This window comes from Sphingomonas sp. URJC2 (assembly GCF_059803575.1).
Window position 1 is genome coordinate 26,164 of record NZ_JAPFGX010000014.1, and the last position, 16,407, is coordinate 42,570.

20 protein-coding genes are annotated in these 16,407 nt (G+C 67.2%); 10 read left to right on the plus strand and 10 right to left on the minus strand.

The features are described from left to right. Nucleotides 1–113: 113 nt before the first annotated feature. The 9 genes from OPU66_RS07300 to OPU66_RS07340 form a co-directional block, all read right to left on the minus strand. Nucleotides 114–455: a DUF1491 family protein gene (locus OPU66_RS07300; protein WP_498552951.1), complete on the minus strand. Its 342-nt coding sequence runs from the start codon at nucleotides 453–455 to the stop codon at nucleotides 114–116. Next, complete coding sequence (locus tag OPU66_RS07305) at nucleotides 452–931, minus strand: PaaI family thioesterase (RefSeq protein ID WP_498552952.1); 480 nt, start codon at nucleotides 929–931, stop codon at nucleotides 452–454. Before OPU66_RS07305 ends, OPU66_RS07300 begins: the two co-directional genes overlap by 4 nt. Further along, nucleotides 921–1,388 carry a PTS sugar transporter subunit IIA gene (locus tag OPU66_RS07310; protein WP_498552953.1) on the minus strand — a complete coding sequence of 156 codons (468 nt, stop codon included), beginning with the start codon at nucleotides 1,386–1,388 and terminating at the stop codon, nucleotides 921–923. The genes OPU66_RS07305 and OPU66_RS07310 overlap by 11 nt, the downstream gene beginning before the upstream one ends. Nucleotides 1,389–1,500: 112 nt before the next feature. Continuing rightward, nucleotides 1,501–2,082, minus strand: coding sequence for a ribosome hibernation-promoting factor, HPF/YfiA family (hpf, locus tag OPU66_RS07315; protein ID WP_498552954.1), 582 nt, complete (start codon nucleotides 2,080–2,082; stop codon nucleotides 1,501–1,503). A 50-nt stretch (nucleotides 2,083–2,132) separates the two neighbouring features. Beyond that, nucleotides 2,133–2,846 (minus strand): DNA polymerase III subunit epsilon, encoded by a 714-nt coding sequence (dnaQ, locus tag OPU66_RS07320; RefSeq protein ID WP_498552955.1) that lies wholly within the window; start codon nucleotides 2,844–2,846, stop codon nucleotides 2,133–2,135. Next, nucleotides 2,759–3,448, minus strand: a complete 690-nt coding sequence (gene coaE / locus OPU66_RS07325; protein ID WP_498552956.1) for a dephospho-CoA kinase — start codon at nucleotides 3,446–3,448, stop codon at nucleotides 2,759–2,761. The genes dnaQ and coaE overlap by 88 nt, the downstream gene beginning before the upstream one ends. Beyond that, the gene (locus OPU66_RS07330; RefSeq protein ID WP_498552957.1) at nucleotides 3,445–4,254 is read right to left on the minus strand and encodes a shikimate dehydrogenase family protein; all 810 of its coding nucleotides are present in this window, start codon (nucleotides 4,252–4,254) and stop codon (nucleotides 3,445–3,447) included. Before OPU66_RS07330 ends, coaE begins: the two co-directional genes overlap by 4 nt. Further along, nucleotides 4,251–4,844 (minus strand): Maf family protein, encoded by a 594-nt coding sequence (locus OPU66_RS07335; protein WP_498552958.1) that lies wholly within the window; start codon nucleotides 4,842–4,844, stop codon nucleotides 4,251–4,253. Before OPU66_RS07335 ends, OPU66_RS07330 begins: the two co-directional genes overlap by 4 nt. Further along, the gene (locus tag OPU66_RS07340; protein WP_498552959.1) at nucleotides 4,838–5,653 is read right to left on the minus strand and encodes a pyruvate, water dikinase regulatory protein; all 816 of its coding nucleotides are present in this window, start codon (nucleotides 5,651–5,653) and stop codon (nucleotides 4,838–4,840) included. The genes OPU66_RS07335 and OPU66_RS07340 overlap by 7 nt, the downstream gene beginning before the upstream one ends. 273 nt (nucleotides 5,654–5,926) lie before the next feature. Between OPU66_RS07340 and hemE the strand changes: the two genes are divergently transcribed. The 4 genes from hemE (at nucleotide 5,927) to OPU66_RS07360 (ending at nucleotide 9,681) form a co-directional block, all read left to right on the plus strand. Then, on the plus strand, nucleotides 5,927–6,955 hold the full coding sequence (gene hemE / locus OPU66_RS07345) for a uroporphyrinogen decarboxylase (RefSeq protein ID WP_498552960.1): 1,029 nt from the start codon (nucleotides 5,927–5,929) through the stop codon (nucleotides 6,953–6,955). Continuing rightward, nucleotides 6,955–7,398, plus strand: coding sequence for a CopD family protein (locus OPU66_RS07350; protein WP_498552961.1), 444 nt, complete (start codon nucleotides 6,955–6,957; stop codon nucleotides 7,396–7,398). Before hemE ends, OPU66_RS07350 begins: the two co-directional genes overlap by 1 nt. 254 nt (nucleotides 7,399–7,652) lie before the next feature. Next, on the plus strand, nucleotides 7,653–8,909 hold the full coding sequence (rho, locus tag OPU66_RS07355) for a transcription termination factor Rho (protein ID WP_160591845.1): 1,257 nt from the start codon (nucleotides 7,653–7,655) through the stop codon (nucleotides 8,907–8,909). Between the two features lie 67 nt (nucleotides 8,910–8,976). Then, nucleotides 8,977–9,681: a YjbE family putative metal transport protein gene (locus OPU66_RS07360; protein WP_498552962.1), complete on the plus strand. Its 705-nt coding sequence runs from the start codon at nucleotides 8,977–8,979 to the stop codon at nucleotides 9,679–9,681. Nucleotides 9,682–9,854: 173 nt separating this feature from the next. Here OPU66_RS07360 and OPU66_RS07365 read toward each other — a convergent pair whose 3' ends face one another. Next, nucleotides 9,855–10,550 (minus strand): dienelactone hydrolase family protein, encoded by a 696-nt coding sequence (locus tag OPU66_RS07365; RefSeq protein ID WP_498552963.1) that lies wholly within the window; start codon nucleotides 10,548–10,550, stop codon nucleotides 9,855–9,857. A 92-nt stretch (nucleotides 10,551–10,642) separates the two neighbouring features. Between OPU66_RS07365 and OPU66_RS07370 the strand changes: the two genes are divergently transcribed. Genes OPU66_RS07370 through OPU66_RS07395 form a run of 6 tightly spaced genes read left to right on the plus strand, consistent with a single transcriptional unit; the run spans nucleotide 10,643 to nucleotide 16,385 of the window. Continuing rightward, nucleotides 10,643–10,876, plus strand: a complete 234-nt coding sequence (locus OPU66_RS07370; RefSeq protein WP_498552964.1) for a DUF6489 family protein — start codon at nucleotides 10,643–10,645, stop codon at nucleotides 10,874–10,876. After that, nucleotides 10,873–12,168: a tRNA uridine-5-carboxymethylaminomethyl(34) synthesis GTPase MnmE gene (gene mnmE, locus OPU66_RS07375; RefSeq protein ID WP_498552965.1), complete on the plus strand. Its 1,296-nt coding sequence runs from the start codon at nucleotides 10,873–10,875 to the stop codon at nucleotides 12,166–12,168. Before OPU66_RS07370 ends, mnmE begins: the two co-directional genes overlap by 4 nt. Nucleotides 12,169–12,225: 57 nt before the next feature. Continuing rightward, entirely contained in the window at nucleotides 12,226–14,061 is a 1,836-nt protein-coding gene (gene mnmG, locus OPU66_RS07380; RefSeq protein WP_498552966.1) for a tRNA uridine-5-carboxymethylaminomethyl(34) synthesis enzyme MnmG, read from the plus strand. Then, nucleotides 14,058–14,675: a 16S rRNA (guanine(527)-N(7))-methyltransferase RsmG gene (gene rsmG, locus OPU66_RS07385; RefSeq protein WP_498552967.1), complete on the plus strand. Its 618-nt coding sequence runs from the start codon at nucleotides 14,058–14,060 to the stop codon at nucleotides 14,673–14,675. The genes mnmG and rsmG overlap by 4 nt, the downstream gene beginning before the upstream one ends. Continuing rightward, nucleotides 14,672–15,451 (plus strand): ParA family protein, encoded by a 780-nt coding sequence (locus OPU66_RS07390; RefSeq protein ID WP_498552968.1) that lies wholly within the window; start codon nucleotides 14,672–14,674, stop codon nucleotides 15,449–15,451. Before rsmG ends, OPU66_RS07390 begins: the two co-directional genes overlap by 4 nt. 40 nt (nucleotides 15,452–15,491) lie before the next feature. Then, complete coding sequence (locus OPU66_RS07395; protein ID WP_498552969.1) at nucleotides 15,492–16,385, plus strand: ParB/RepB/Spo0J family partition protein; 894 nt, start codon at nucleotides 15,492–15,494, stop codon at nucleotides 16,383–16,385. The last annotated feature ends 22 nt before the right edge of the window (nucleotides 16,386–16,407 follow it).

Consider the following 16,407-nt stretch of genomic DNA (forward strand, 5'->3'; position numbering starts at 1 on the left):
GGTGCCCTGCTGATCTTCCCCCCGACTACGCTATCGCTCCGGAACGGGCTGGCGTTCGGCGGGCGATCTGGCGCAATGCGGATGGCGGCCTTTCGGCGCAACGACCGCCGGGGTCAATCCGTCGCGGTCATTTCAGCGGCGAACCGTTCGGCTTGTGCGATGTCCAGTTCAATTAACCACAGGTCGGGATCGCGCGCGCGCCGACGCGCCATATAGTCGGCCAGCGCCTCGGCAGACGCCATATCCTGTGGTCCGCACGGGCTCCAGCGATAGCGGCCGGCGGGATCGAGCGCGCGTTCGAGCAGCTGGCGGACGACGCCGCGTTCGGCGCAGGCGATCAGGATCGCCCCGGCCTGATCGTCGCCACGCGCCAGCACGGTCGCAAAGCCGCCCTCGGCCGCGACGCGGCGGCACAGCGCATCGATCGTCATCCGGCTGGACAGCCGGGGCGTCATGCCCCGGCCGCGTAACCGGGCAGCGACGACAGCGCCATGCGCGACCGCATGAAGGTGCCGGTGCCGCGCGCCGCTTCCTCGCCATCGGGACCGATCAGCCGCGCATCGGCGACGAGCACGCGGCGGCGGCCGCTGACCCAGCGCCCCTCGGCAATCACCGGCCCGGCATGAAGCGGCCGGGTGAACAGCAGGTTGAAGGCGGTGGTGAGCAGGAACCGGTCGGTCACCAGGCTGTTGGCCGCGTAAAAGGCGGCATCGTCGAGCATCTTGAAATAGCTGGTGCCATGGGCGGCGCCAGCGGCGTGATAGACGCTCTCGTCAATCTCGAAATGGATGCGTGCGACGCCTTCTTCCGGGATTTCGAGCCGCGAACGGAACAGCCGGTTGATCGGCGCGGCCAGATACAGGCTTTCAAGCGCGCGGTAATGCGCCTCCGCGCCCCGGCCGCCGGCGACGCCGCTCTCGTCAGGCTGCATCGCGGGTTTCGGTGGCCGTGAACAGCGCATAGAGCGCATCGGGGGACGCCGCCCCGCGCAGCTTGGCCAGAAAGCCACGGTCGCGCAGCCGGCGGCTGACCTGCGCCAGCGCCTTCAGATGATCGGCCCCGGCATCGGCGGGCGACATCAGCATGAACACCATGTCGACCGGGAGATCGTCGATCGCGCCATAATCGACCGGGCGGGCAAGCCGCACGAACGCGCCGCGCACCCGGTCCAGCCCCGGCATCCGGCCATGGGGAATGGCGACGCCACCCCCGAAACCGGTGGTGCCCAGCCGTTCGCGCTCGTTCAGCCGGTCGAGCACCTGCTTGCCATCCAGCCCCATCACCCGTTCGGCGAGCGACGCAAGCGACTGGAAAAGAGCTTTCTTATTGGCCGCCGCCAGGTCGGCCATAACCGCCTCGCTCGGCAGGAACCGGCTGAAATCGTCCATCACACAACCCAAGCGCCCGAAACAGTCGGGCGCGCAAATGAGGAAACGCAATCCTTTCGATCACGTCCGGGCCGGGATCGCTCCCGGCCCCCGAATCAGGCCTGACCCGGAATCAGGCGGTGCGCTCTGGCTCCACCCAGCCGATCGTGCCGTCGCCGCGCCGATAGACCATATTCAATATGCCTGTCGCGCTGTTCTTGAACAAAAGCGCGTTGGTGTTGCGCAGGTCCAGCATCAGCACGGCATCCGACACGCTGGCATCGGGCACATCGACGCGGGTTTCGGCAATGATCGGCGCATTGTCGGCAACATGTTCATCCTCTTCCGGCTCCGGCAGGCTGAACACCGTATAGCCGGCATCGTCGAACGCCGCCTGAACGGCCGCGGCCTGGCCGCCACGGTCCTTGATCCGGCGGTGGTGGCGGCGCAGCTGCTTTTCGATCTTGCCCAGCGCCTCTTCAAAGGCCGGCTGGGCCTCGCTGGCGCGCGCGCTGCCCTTGAGGACGACGCCGCCAGGCACATAGATCACGATTTCGCTGTCGAACCGATGGTCGTGCGGCCCTTTGCTGAACCGGACCTGGGCGGAAATCGCGCGGGCGAAATATTTTTCGGCGATGCTGTGAACGCGCTCCTCGGCATGGGCGCGCAGCGATTCTCCGACATCGACCTGATGGCCTGAGACGCGGACTTCCATCTTTCTCTCCTTCACCACGCCGGAACCGGGTGGCTGCCGGCGTCTTCCACTCAGGCGGCCGGGGCCGCCACACCCTCCAGCCACAACGGGTTGCTGATCTGCTGGAGAAAGGCGGCATGACGGGCAAGCTCGTCATGCGATGCGGCATGCGGGCGCGGCGGCCGCGCCGGGCGCGACGCCGGCTGCCCGGTTGCGGGCGCTGGCACCGGCCCGGGGCCGGCCACGGCCTCGGCACCGAGGGAAAGGCCGATCTGCCGGCCGCCGGTCAGTTCGACATAGCATTGGGCAAGCAGCTGCGCGTCGAGCAGCGCGCCATGCTTGATCCGGTGGCTGCGGTCGACGCCGTAGCGCGCGCACAGCGCATCCAGGCTGTGCTTGGCCCCCGGATGCTTGGCGCGCGACAGAGCGAGCGTGTCGACCATCCGCGCGCGCGGGATGTGCAGCCGCCCGGCCACCCCCAGCTCGTGATTGAGGAAGGCGAAATCGAACGCCGCATTGTGCGCGACCAGCGGGCTGTCCTCGAGAAAATCGAGCAGCTCCTCGCACAGCTCGACGAACAATTTCTGCCCCGACAGGAAGCTTTCCGACAGGCCGTGCACCGCCTGCGCCTCGGGCGGCATCGAGCGTTCGGGATTGAAATAGGCATGGAACACCCGGCCGGTCTCGACCCGGTTGATCAGCTCGACGCACCCGATCTCGACCATCCGGTGCCCTTCGGAGACCTGGATGCCGGTGGTTTCGGTGTCGAAGACGATTTCGCGCATTGGCGGCAATATCGGACGCCATGCGCGCGGAGGCAAGTGACGAGACGGTAAACATCGGCGCGCGTGCGCTGCACCAGCCCGCCGGTGTCGATCACGAAATCGGCGCGGCGGCGTTTCTCGGCATCGGGCAGCTGGAGCGCGCGGACGCGGGCGAGCTTGGCCGGGGTCATTCCCGGCCGGGCGAGCACCCGGCGGCGCTGTTTCCACGCCGGGGCGGAGACCACCACCACCGCATCGACCGCGCGCCAGCCCTGTTTTTCATAAAGCAGCGGAATGTCGAGCACCGCCAGCCGCTGCGCCGCATGACGCCGGAGAAAGCGCGCCCGCGCCCGCGCCACCGCCGGGTGGATCAGCGATTCGAGCCGGTGGAGCGCCGCCTTGTCATGCAGCACGACACGGCCGAGCGCCTGCCGGTCGACGCCGATCGGGCCGGTGGTGCCGGGAAACAGCGCCTCGATCTCCGCGACCAGCGCGCCACCCGGTCCCTGCAGCCGGTGGACCTCCTGATCGGCGTCGAACACCGGCACGCCAAGGCGGCGAAACATCGCCGCGACCGTCGATTTGCCCATGCCGATAGAGCCGGTCAGCCCGAGCAGGATCATGCGCCGAGCAGCGCCCTGAGTTCGTCGTCATGCTCGCGCGGGGCGGGCTGGCCGAACAGGATCTCAAACGCATAGGCGGCCTGGCCGATCAGCATCGCCAGCCCGTCGACCACATCCAGGCCGCGCGCCGCCGCCGCGCGCAGCAGCGGCGTTTCCAGCGGGGCATAGACGATGTCATAGACGATCGCATCGTCGGGCAAGGGCGACAGGTCGATGTCGAGCGGCGGCTGCCCCGCCATGCCGAGCGTCGAGGCATTGACCAGCAGCGGCGCGGGCGGCAGCGGCGCGGACAAAGGCAGAGCGCGCCCCTTCAGCCCGAAAGCCGCGAGCAGCGCCGCCCCGCGCAGCGGCGTGCGGTTGAGGATCGTGACTGGTCCCGCCCCCATCCGGACGAGCGCGAACAGCACGGCGCGCGCCGCGCCGCCCGCGCCGATCACCGTCACCGGCTGACCGGTCAGATCGAGCGCGGAAATCGGATCATAAAATCCTGCCGCATCGGTATTCGCGCCCACAATCGCCCCGTCACTGTCGCGATAGGCAAGGTTGATCGCGCCGATCGTGCCGCGCACATCGCCCCGGTCGACGACATGGGCGAGCGCGGCTTCCTTGTGCGGCACGGTGATGTTGCAGCCGCGCCACGCCGGATCGGCGGCACGGTCGGCGAAATAGCCGGCCAGTTCGTCGGGGCGGACATGGGCGGCCCGGTACGCCCCGTCGATCCCCAGCCGGTCGAGCCAGAAACCATGGATCAACGGCGATTTGGAATGGGCGATCGGATCCCCGATCACCTCGGCATAAGGCGTCATGACGTCAGCAATCCCCGGATGCGCAGATAATCGAGCAGCGGCAGCAGCGGCAGGCCCATGATGGTGAAATGGCTGCCATCGATGCGGCTGAACAGTTGCGCCCCCGGCCCCTCGACCCGGTAGACGCCGACGCACCAGCGCACCGCCTCCCAGTCCTGCTCCAGATAGGCCGCGATGAACGCGTCCGACAATGTGCGCACATGCATCGCCGCGCGGTCGACGACCCGCCAGACCGGGCGGCCATTTTCGCAGATCACCGCCGCCGAATGCAGCTGATGCACGCGGCCCGACATGGCGCGCAGATGCGCGGCGGCCTCGGCGCGGTCGGCCGGCTTGTCGAGCACTGTCCCGTCGTCGAGCGCGACCACCGAGTCGCAGCCCAGCACCAGCGCCCCCGGCCGGCGCAGCGACAGGCGCATCGCCTTCAACTCGGCAAGCGCATCGGCAAGCGCGCGCGGCTCAAGCCCCTCGGCGCGCAGCGCCTGCTTTGCCGCATCCTCGTCGACGCCGGGGCTTTCGGCGGTGAAGGGGACGCCCGCCGCGCTCAGCATCGCCCGCCGCGCCGCACTTTGCGAAGCGAGGATCAGCATGCGTTGCGTTCATTGACGAAGTTGATGACCGCGGCCGCCGTTTCCTCGATCGACCGGCGGGTGACATCGATCACCGGCCAGCCATGATCGGCGAAGATGCGCCGCGCAAACGCGACTTCGCGGCGCACCGCATCCTGATCGACATAATCGGTCTCGGGGGCCTGATTGAGCGACAGCAGCCGGTTGCGCCGCACCGCGACCAGCCGCTCGACACTGGTCGTCAGCCCGACAACGAGCGGGTGATGAAGCCGGTAGAGGCTGTCAGGCGGCGGCGATTCGACCACCAGCGGGATGTTCGCGACCTTATAGCCCTTGTTCGCGAGATAGATGGATGTCGGCGTCTTCGAGGTGCGCGAGATCCCCGCCAGCACGATGTCGGCATCCTCCCAATCCTCGGCGCCGATGCCGTCATCATGGGCGATGGTGAACTGGATCGCCTCGACGCGCGCGAAATAGGCGGCGTCGAGCGCATGCTGCCGCCCCGGCCGCGCCTTGGCCGCCTGACCGAGCATCGACGACAGCGCATCGGTGACCGGATCGAGCGCGGCGACGATCGGCAGGCCGAGCGTGCGGCAGCGCGTCTCCAGCCGCTGGCGCGTCTCGGGATTGACGAGGGTGAACAGCACCAGACCGGGATTCTGGCCGATTTCCTCGAGAATCCGCTCCAGATTGGCCTCGGAGCGGACCATCGGCCAGAAATGCTTGATCGTTTCGACCCCGTCGAACTGGGCCAGCGCCGCCTTGGCGATGGTTTCGAGCGTCTCGCCGGTCGAATCCGACAGCAGGTGAAGGTGCAGGCGCGTGGTCACGGGGCATATCCCTGTGGAAAAGCCGCGTGACGCGCAAGGGGAAGCATCGGGCAGGCGATTCAGAACCCGCAACCCGCTGATTCGCGCACCATCCCGTCCACAGGGGCGAATTTTCATCCAGAGCATGTGGATAATGGGGAAGCCCGTCGCGACTCGTGGCGCTTTTGCGGATTCCCACGCCGTCAAATTGTTGGCAGGATCAGGACGGTGCCTGAATTCCCATGACTCGCGCTCTAACATCCTCAACCACTCAATTCTTAAGAAAAGGATAAGATGAAGAGCGATCGTCCCTTACTCGCCGTCCTGAGGGGCGAGCGTCGTGATCCCCCGCCCGTCTGGCTTATGCGTCAGGCCGGCCGTTATCTCCCCGAATATCGCGCCTTGCGGGCGGAAAAGGGCGGATTCCTCGAGCTGGTGCATGACAGCGCGGCCGCCGCCGAAGTGACTCTGCAGCCGCTGCGGCGGTTCGGATTCGACGGGGCGATCCTGTTTTCCGACATTCTCGTCATTCCCCATGCGCTCGGCCAGGATCTGCGCTTCCTCGCCGGCGAAGGCCCGCAGCTCAGCCCCAAGCTGGTCGACACCGCGCTTGAGCAGCTGGTGCCGGTGCCCGCGCGGCTCGATCCGGTCTATGAAACGGTGCGGCTGGTGGCGGCGGCGCTTGATCCGGCAGTGACGTTTCTCGGCTTTGCCGGCAGTCCCTGGACGGTTGCGACCTATATGGTGGCGGGCGAGGGCAGTCGCGAACAGGCCGAGGCGCGACGCATGGCCTATCGCGATCCGCAGGCGTTCGGCGCGATCATCGGCGCGATCGAACAGGCGACGGTCGATTATCTCGACCGGCAGATTCAGGCCGGCGTGCATGCCGTGCAGTTGTTCGACAGCTGGGCGGGCAGCCTGTCGCCCGATCAGTATGAGACCTGGGTGATCGCGCCCACCGAACGGATCGCGAAGGCGCTGCGAGCGCGCCATCCCGACACGCCGATCATCGGCTTTCCCAAGGGATCGGGCGGCAAACTGCCGGCCTATGCACGCGAAACCGGGGTCGATGCGGTCGGGCTGGATGAGACCGTCGATCCGGCCTGGGCGAATGCCAATCTGCCCGAAGGGCTGCCGGTGCAGGGCAATCTCGATCCGCTGGCGCTGATCGCCGGCGGCGCACCGCTCGATGCGGCGGTCGACCGTGTGCTCCATGCCTTTGCCGGGCGGCCGCATGTGTTCAACCTGGGGCATGGCATCCTGCTCGACACGCCGATTCCGCATGTCGAACAATTGCTGGCGCGCGCGCGGAAGCGCGGCTGATGGCGGCGTGGCTTGCACCCGCCTATGACTGGTTCAAGGCCGCGCACATCATCTTCGTCATCTTCTGGATGGCGGGGCTGTTCATCTTTCCGCGCTATCTGATCCATCATCAGGATGCGCTCGCCCGGCCCGACGAGGCCGCACGCTGGGTGGAGCGCGAGGCGCGGCTGCGCCGGATCATCCTGACTCCCGCGCTGATCGCGGTCTGGCTGTTCGGGCTGCTGCTCGCCGCCGGGGGCGAATGGTGGGCATCGGGCTGGCTTCACGCCAAGATCGCGCTGGTCGTGGGCCTGAGCGGCTTTCACGGCTGGGCGGTCGGCTATGCCCGCAAGCTTGGTCAGGGGCGGGCGACTTTGCCCGACCGGCGGCTGCGAATGCTGAACGAACTGCCCGCACTTGGCGTCGTGCTGATCGTCTGGCTGGTGGTGCTGAAACCGTTCTGATGCGGGCGTTTCGCCCGGCCGGCACCGCCGCGCTCGTCGGGCCGATTCGGGCGGGGATGCCCCGGCTTGACTCGCCCCCGGCCGCTGCCTAACCCGTTGGTCCATGCCTGCGGACGCGTCCTGCGCCGCACCGGGCATCGTCGATCAGCGTCTGCGTCGTTCGCCTGCTTGTGTCGTCTCCCGATGACCGGCTGTTGACCGGCACCGGACCGGGACGATCGCTCCACCCCAAGCCCCTAGCCACCGGACTTTACATGCATCTCAAGGACTTGAAGAAGAAATCGCCGGCCGAACTGGTCGAGATGGCCGAACGGCTGGGTGTCGAAGGGGCGTCGACGCTGCGCAAACAGGATCTGATGTTCGCCATTCTGAAGGCCGAGGCCGAAAATGGCGTGCAGATCATGGGCGAGGGCACGATCGAGGTGCTGCCCGACGGCTTCGGCTTTCTGCGCAGCCCGGAAGCCAATTATCTTGCCGGTCCTGACGATATCTATGTCTCGCCCAATCAGGTGCGCAAATATGGTCTGCGGACCGGTGACACGGTCGAGGGCGAGGTGCGCGGGCCCAAGGATGGCGAGCGCTATTTCGCGCTGACCCGGCTGGTCGCGGTCAATTTCGACGATCCGGAGGTGGTCCGCCACCGGGTCAATTTCGACAATCTGACGCCGCTCTATCCGGAGCAGAAGCTGAAGCTCGACCTCGGCGATCCGACGGTCAAGGACAAGTCGGCGCGGGTGATCGACATCATCGCGCCGCAGGGCAAGGGCCAGCGCGCGCTGATCGTCGCGCCGCCGCGCGTCGGCAAGACCGTGCTGCTGCAGAACATCGCGCGCTCGATCACCGCCAACCATCCGGAAGTCTTCCTGATCGTGCTGCTGATCGACGAGCGGCCGGAGGAAGTGACCGACATGCAGCGTTCGGTGAAGGGCGAGGTGATCAGCTCGACCTTTGACGAGCCGGCGTCGCGCCATGTGCAGGTCGCTGAAATGGTGATCGAAAAGGCCAAGCGGCTGGTCGAGCACAAAAAGGATGTCGTCATCCTGCTCGATTCGATCACCCGTCTGGGGCGCGCCTACAACACGGTCGTGCCCAGCTCGGGCAAGGTGCTGACCGGCGGTGTCGACGCCAATGCCCTGCAGCGGCCGAAGCGGTTTTTTGGTGCGGCGCGCAACATCGAGGAAGGCGGGTCGCTGTCGATCATCGCCACCGCGCTGATCGATACCGGCAGCCGCATGGACGAAGTGATCTTCGAAGAGTTCAAGGGCACCGGCAACTCGGAAATCGTCCTTGACCGCAAGGTCGCCGACAAGCGCATCTTCCCGGCGATGGATGTCGGCAAGTCCGGCACCCGGAAGGAAGAGCTGCTGGTCGACAAGTCGACGCTCAGCAAGATGTGGGTGCTGCGCCGCATCCTCATGCAGATGGGCACCGTCGATGCGATGGAATTCCTTCTCGACAAGATGAAGGATTCGAAGACCAACGAAGATTTCTTCGATTCGATGAACCAGTAACGATCGGCTGCGTTGCTGTCCTGCACTGGCAGGCAAGCTTCACAGCCTGTGGGGATCGACCGGAACGATGATTGAAATGCTGATGATGGCCGCCGCTACGACGGGCGGAATCTGGGCGCATGTGGTGGCCGATTTTTCCAATCTCGGTTCGCCCGCCGCACTGGCCGCGTTTGGCCAGGTGCTGATGATCGACATCATGCTGGCGGGCGACAATGCGATTGTCGTCGGCTCGCTGGCGGCTGGCCTGCCGGCCGATCAACGCCGCAAGGTGATCATGATCGGCATCATTGCCGCGCTGGTGCTGCGCATCGCCTTTGCACTCATCGTCACCCAGCTGATGCAGATTGTCGGGCTGATTTTCGCCGGCGGGCTGTTGCTGCTGTGGGTGTCGTGGAAGCTGTTCCGCGAACTGCGCCCGGCGGGGCAGAGCGGTGACTCGCCGGAAATCGTCGGCGATGAGGATTCGGGCGTCGCGCCGGCCAAGAGCTTTGCTGCTGCCGCATGGGCGGTTGCGGTTGCCGATGTCAGCATGAGCCTCGACAATGTGCTTGCGGTTGCCGGTGCGGCGCGTGACCATCCGGGGATCCTGATTGTCGGCCTGCTGCTGTCGGTGGTGCTGATGGGGATCGCGGCCAATGTGATCGCGAAATATATCGAGCGGTATCGCTGGATCGCCTATGTCGGGCTGGTCGTGATCCTCTACGTCGCGGGCACCATGGTCTATGAAGGTGTCGTCGATCCCAAGGTCGGCATCGGCACCTTGTTCGCCTGAGATGATCTGAGCGACATGAAAAAGGCCCCGGAGCTTCTGCTCCGGGGCCATTTTCATGTGTCAGCCGGTCTGCTGGGAGCATTTTCAAGCCGCGTTCAATCACCCGGTGACTTAGAAAATGCGGTAAATCACAGGCCTGGAGCGAAGGATCCGAGGCAATCGGGTCGTCCGCTTCAGCCCAGATGTTCGGCAAAAAAGGCTTCGGTGCGGCCATCGGCGAGGCGCGCGGCTTCGTCATTGCGGCGCTGGCCCATTTCGGCGGCAAAGCCGTGATCGAGACCCGCATAATCGTGCAGCACGACGCGCGGATGATCGTCCAGCCCGTCATGCATTGCCTTTTGCACGTCGGGGCCGACAAAATGGTCGGCGGTCGGGATGTGCAGCATCAGCGGATTGGCGATCGCGTGGCGCTCGCCCAGCAGATTGTCGATGCCGACGCCATAATAGCCGACACTGGCGTCGATATCGGTGCGTGCGGCCGCCATGAACGCCAGCCGTCCGCCCAGGCAATAACCGACGCAGCCGACCTTGGCCGCGCCCATGCTGCGCGCAGTGCGGATCGTCGCCTCGATATCGGCGACCCCGGCATTCTGGTCGAACTGGCCGAACAGGCCGAGCGCACGCTGGAATTGCTCGGGCACGTCGGGGTCAAGCTCGATGCCCGGCTCCAGCCGCCAGAACAGATCGGGTGCAATCGCCAGATAGCCGAGGCTCGCCCAGCGGTCGCATTTGCGGTGGATGCCTTCGTTCACGCCGAAGATTTCCTGGATGACGATGATCGCCGCGCGCGGCGGGCCTTCCGGTTCGGCGGCATAGCCTTTGAAGCGGCCATCGCCGGCCAGGGTCTCGATGCTGATTGTGCGGCCCATATCGTCTCTCCCTTGCTTGCGGATCGCGCGCCCCCGCGTCACTGTTTCGCCGTTAGCAGCGCGGCGCGGCGCGGCTCAAGCGGGAGGACAGGATGAAGTTCAATGTCGAGGTGGATTGCACGCCCGAAGAGGCGCGGCGTTTTCTGGGCCTGCCCGACCTGACACCCGTGCACGAGGCCTATGTCGCCCAGCTGGTCGATACGGTGAAGAATGGCGTGAGCGGCGAAGCGGTCGAGGCGATGTTCAAAAGCTGGGGCCCGATGAGCGATGCCGGGTTCCGCATGTGGCAGCAGCTGCTCGACGGGATGAGCGGTCGCAAGGCGTGACGGAGACGATTTTTGCGCTGTCGAGCGGTTCGCCGCCGGCAGCGATTGCAGTGATGCGGATCAGCGGCCCCGCGGCGCAGCAGGTGCTTGTTCGGCTGGCCGGGGCGGTGCCCGGGCCGCAGCGCCTGTCGCTGCGCACCCTGCGCGATGCGGACGGGGCGGTGCTCGACACGGCGCTGGTGGCGTTTTTCCCTGCGGCTTCCTCCGTGACCGGTGAGGATCTGGTCGAGCTGCACCTGCATGGCGGGCGTGCGGTCGTGGCGGCGGTTGAACGGACGCTGGCCGACCTGCCCGGCCTGCGCGCGGCGCGGCCCGGCGAGTTCACCTGGCGGGCGTTTGAAAATGGTCGGATGGATCTGGTGCAGGTCGAGGCGCTGTCCGATCTGCTCCGCGCCGAAACCGAAGGGCAGAGGCGGGCGGCGCTCGCGGGGAACCGGCTGTCCGCTGAGGTCGAGCGATGGCGGCAGCAGGTCCTGATGCTGTCGGCGCTGGTTGAGGCGGCGCTCGACCAGTCGGACGAAGACGATGTGCCGGTCGCGGATGGGCGGATTGCGGATATTGCCGCAGCGCTCGACGCGGAAATGGCCGCATTGCGCGCGCGGCCTGAGGCGGAGCGGCTGCATGACGGGGTAAGGGTGGTGTTTGCCGGCCCACCAAATGCCGGAAAATCTAGTCTGATCAATGCTCTGGCTGGGCGGGATGTGGCGATCACCTCCCCCATGGCCGGCACCACGCGGGATGTGATCGAAGCACCGGTGCGGCTCGGGGGCATCGCCTTTGTGCTGACCGACACGGCGGGGCTGCGCGTCGAAGCCGGGGACGCCATCGAACGGATCGGGATCGAACGCGCGCGCGCACGGCTGCGCGGCGCCGATATTCTCGTCTGGCTCGACGACGCTGCGCCTGAGCCGGAGATGGTGGGGGAAGATGGGCCGGACGTGGTGATTCCGGTTCATGCCCGGGCCGATCTGCCCGGCCGTGAAACTCCGCCGCCGGGCCGTCTGGCGGTGTCCGCGACGACCGGGCGGGGGCTCGGGACCTTGGCGGACCGGCTGATTGCCGCGGCGCGGACATTGCTGCCGGTGGAAGGGGAGGCTGCGCTCAACCGGCGACAGCGGGCTTTGGTGGTCGAATGCCATGAGTTGTTGATCGCCTTTCGCGGCGAGCCGGACGAGTTGATCCGGGCAGAGCTGCTCCGCCGGTGCCGGCAGGCGCTCGATTCGCTGACCGGCAGGGCGGGCACTGAGGAGATGCTCGATGCGCTGTTCAGCACCTTTTGCGTCGGCAAATAGCCCGTTCCACGTGGAACATTTTTGACTTTTGGCGATGTTCGCGGCTTTAGGACGGTCATGTTCGACGTGATCGTCATTGGCGGCGGCCATGCCGGCTGCGAGGCGGCGGCTGCGAGCGCGCGTCTCGGTGCGCGCACCGCGCTGGTCACCTTCGCCCATGCGACCGTCGGGGCGATGTCGTGCAACCCGGCCATTGGCGGGCTGGGCAAGGGCCATCTGGTCCGCGAGGTCGATGCGCTTGACGGGTTGATCGGCCGCGCCGCCGATGCCGCCGCGATCCATTACCGGATGCTCAATGCGTCGAAGGGCGCGGCGGTGCGTGGCCCCCGCGTGCAGGCGGATCGGCGCCTTTACAAGGCTGCCATCCAGCAGATGCTGGCCGATCAGCCGGGGTTGGAGATTGTCGAGGCCGAGGTTGCGGCCCTGCTGGTCGCTGGCGGGCGCGTCACTGGGGTTGAGCTTGGCGACGGCCGCCAAGTGCTGGCAGGCGCGGTGGTGATTGCCACCGGCACGTTCCTCAATGGCCGGATGTTCTGCGGCCGGGAGACCCAGACTGGCGGACGGACCAATGAGCCGGCGGCCCAGCGGCTGGGCGATCAGCTGCGCGCGCTGAGCCTGCCGATCGCGCGCCTGAAGACGGGAACGCCCCCGCGCCTCGACGGGCGGACCATCGACTGGGCAGGGCTGGACAGCCAGCCGTCCGATCCGCCCGGCTGGACGATGTCGGCCATGGTCGATGATCGGCCCAATCCGACCATTGCCTGCGGGATCACGCGCACCAATGCGGCGACGCATGACGTCATCCGTGCTGCGCTCGATGAATCGCCTTTGTTCAGCGGCGCCATTGAAGGGCAGGGGCCGCGTTATTGCCCGTCGATCGAGGACAAGATCGTCCGCTTCGGCGACCGCGACGGCCATCAGATTTTTCTGGAGCCGGAGGGGCTGGACGACGCCACCGTCTATCCCAACGGCATCTCGACATCCCTGTCGGCGGCCAGCCAGCTTGCCTTTGTCCGCACCATCGCCGGGCTCGAGCGGGCGGAGATCGTCCAGCCGGGCTATGCGGTCGAATATGATCATATCGATCCCCGCGCGCTGACCGCCGATTTGCAGCTGCGCGCACTGCCGGGCCTGTTCCTGGCCGGGCAGATCAACGGGACCACCGGCTATGAGGAAGCCGCCGCCCAGGGGCTGGTCGCGGGGTTGAACGCCGCGCGCCATGCCGGCGGGCAGGGGCCGTGCATCTTTGATCGGGCGCAATCCTATATTGGCGTGATGATCGACGATCTGACGCTGCAGGGCGTGACCGAGCCGTATCGGATGCTGACCGCACGGGCCGAATATCGGCTGCGGCTGCGCGCCGACAATGCAATGGAGCGGCTGACCCCGCTCGGCGTCGAGCTGGGCTGTGTCGGTGCGCCACGTCGCGCCCTGTTCGATCAGCGGGCGGCGGCGCGGGCCGAGATCGCCAGCGTGTTTGCGCGCAAGGTCCGCGCCGAGACGCTTGGCGTGGCCGGGCTGCCGGGCGATGGCGCGCCGCGCCCGCTGGCGGAATGGGCGCGGCATGCCGGTGTCGACGCAGCCGCGCTGCTGCGCGCCGCGCCCGATCTGGCCGGGGCCGATCGTGCGATCCTCGATGGCGCGATCGAGGATGCCCGTTACGCGCCCTATCTTGAGCGGCAGGAGGCTGAGGTCCGTGCCCTTCGTCAGGCCGGATCGGTGATCCTGCCGGCCGATCTCGATTATCGCGCCATCCCCGGCCTGTCGAACGAGATGGTCGAACGGCTGGAAGCGGCGCGGCCCGCCGATTTCGAGGCTGCGCGGCGGATTCGCGGGGTTACCCCGGCGGCGCTGGCGACGATCCTCGCGCATCGCCAGAAGCGCGCGGCGTGACCGAGGAGGAAGCGCGGGCGTGGCTTGCCGCCCGCTGGCCGCAAACCGCGTGTGACCGGCTCGGGCGCTATGTCGATCTGCTGCTGGCCGAAAATGGCCGGCAAAATCTGATCGCGCGGCCCAGCGAGGCGATTGTGTGGGGCCGCCACATCGTCGATTCGGCGCAGCTGATCGATCATGCGCCCGATGCCGCCACCTGGCTCGACATTGGTTCCGGACCGGGTCTGCCGGGGCTGGTGATCGCGGCTTTGGCCGGCCGCCCGGTGACATTGGTCGAACCGCGCGCCCGCCGTGTGACGTTTCTCCGTGAAGCCGCCGAAGCGCTCGGGCTGACCCATGTCAGCGTGCACCAGATGATGGTCGAGAAGCTGCCGGCCGGTGCCCATGCCGCGATTACCGCGCGGGCCTATGCGCCACTGCCGCAGATTTTCGCGTCCGCCGCCCATGTCGCCGACTTATCCACAGTCTGGATCCTGCCCAAGGGCCGCAGCGCGCAGTCTGAACTGGAAGCCGCACGCGGGGCATGGCAGGGTGTGTTCCACGTGAAACAGAGCGTGACGGACGATCAGGCACGGATCGTCGTCGCGACCCAGGTCAGGCGGGCAGCACGATGATCTGTATTGGCGTCGCTAACCAGAAGGGCGGGGTGGGGAAAACCACGACCGCGATCAACGTTGCCACCGCGCTTGCCGCGACCGGCTGGCGGGTGTTGCTTGTCGATCTCGATCCGCAGGGCAATGCGTCGACCGGGCTTGGCGTCGGCCAGGCGCAGCGCAGCCATTCGAGCTATGACCTGCTGACCGCCCAGTGCAGCCTTGCCGATGCCGTGGTGCCCACCAAGGTGCCGCGCCTCGATCTGGTGCCGGCGACCGTCGATCTGTCGGGGGCCGAGATCGAGCTGGTCGAGATGGACCAGCGCACCCACCGGCTGCGCAATGCGCTGACCGGCGCGCCGGGCCGCTGGGACATCTGCCTGATCGATTGCCCGCCCTCGCTGGGGCTGCTGACGATCAACGCGATGGTGGCCGCCGATTCGCTGCTCGTGCCGCTGCAATGCGAGTTTTTCGCGCTCGAAGGGCTGAGCCAGCTGCTTCAGACCATCGATCGTATCCGCGCGCGCTTCAATCCCGCGCTGGCGATCCTCGGGGTTGCGCTGACCATGTATGACCGGCGCAACAACCTGACCGAGCAGGTGGCCGAGGATGTCCGCACCTGCCTGGGCGGGGTGGTGTTCGACACCGTCATTCCGCGCAATGTGCGCCTGTCGGAAGCGCCCAGCCATGGCGTGCCGGCGCTGATCTATGATCATCGCTGCCCCGGCTCGGAAGCCTATATCGCGCTGGCCCGCGAGCTGATCGGGCGACTGCCGCCGAGTGCGCGCGCGGCGTGAGCGTGGTGAGGCAAGGGCGACGAACGGCCAGGGGACGAGAATGAGCGAGGGAAACCGCAAACGGCCCGCCGGGCTTGGCCGTGGCCTGTCGGCGCTGCTGGGCGAGGCGGTGCGCGAAGAGCCGGTCGCGCCGGCCGGCGAGCGGTCGCGCGGCATCCAGATGGTGCCGGTCGCCGAGCTGCAGCCGCATCCCGAGCAGCCGCGCCGGCATTTCGATGATGCTGCGCTCGACGAGCTGGCGCGCTCGATCGAATCGCGCGGGCTGATCCAGCCCATCGTCGCGCGGCCCTTTGGCGGCGGCTATCAGATCGTCGCCGGCGAACGCCGCTGGCGCGCGGCACAGCGGGCCCGGCTGCATCAGGTTCCCGTCATCGTCCGCGATTTCGACGAGGCGGAAACGCTTGAGCTGGCGCTGGTCGAGAATATCCAGCGCGAGGATCTGAACGCCATCGAAGAAGCCGAGGCGTATAAAAAGCTGATCGTCCGGTTCGGCCACAGCCAGGAAGCGCTGGGCCGGATCGTCCACAAAAGCCGCAGCCATATCGCCAATCTGCTGCGCCTGCTCGATCTGCCGGCCCCGGTGCGGGCTGCGGTGGCGGATGGCCGGCTGTCCATGGGTCATGCCCGTGCGCTGATCACCGCCCGCGACCCTGAAAAGCTGGCGCAGATGGTGATCGACAAGGGGCTGTCGGTGCGCGAGACCGAGCGGCTGGCCCGCGACGTCCGCACTGGCGGTGCGCCGGCGCAGAGCGGCGCGCCGCGCGTGCAGGCGGCCGATGCCGATATTGCCGCGCTCGAGCGGCAACTGGGCGATCTGCTCGGCCTCAAGGTCAAGATCAGCCATAGTGGCACCGCCGGCAGCGTCACCCTTGGCTATTCGAGCCTCGATCAGCTCGATCTGATCTGCCAGCGCCTGTCCGGCGAGCGGATCTGACCGCGCCGGGTTGGCTCACCCG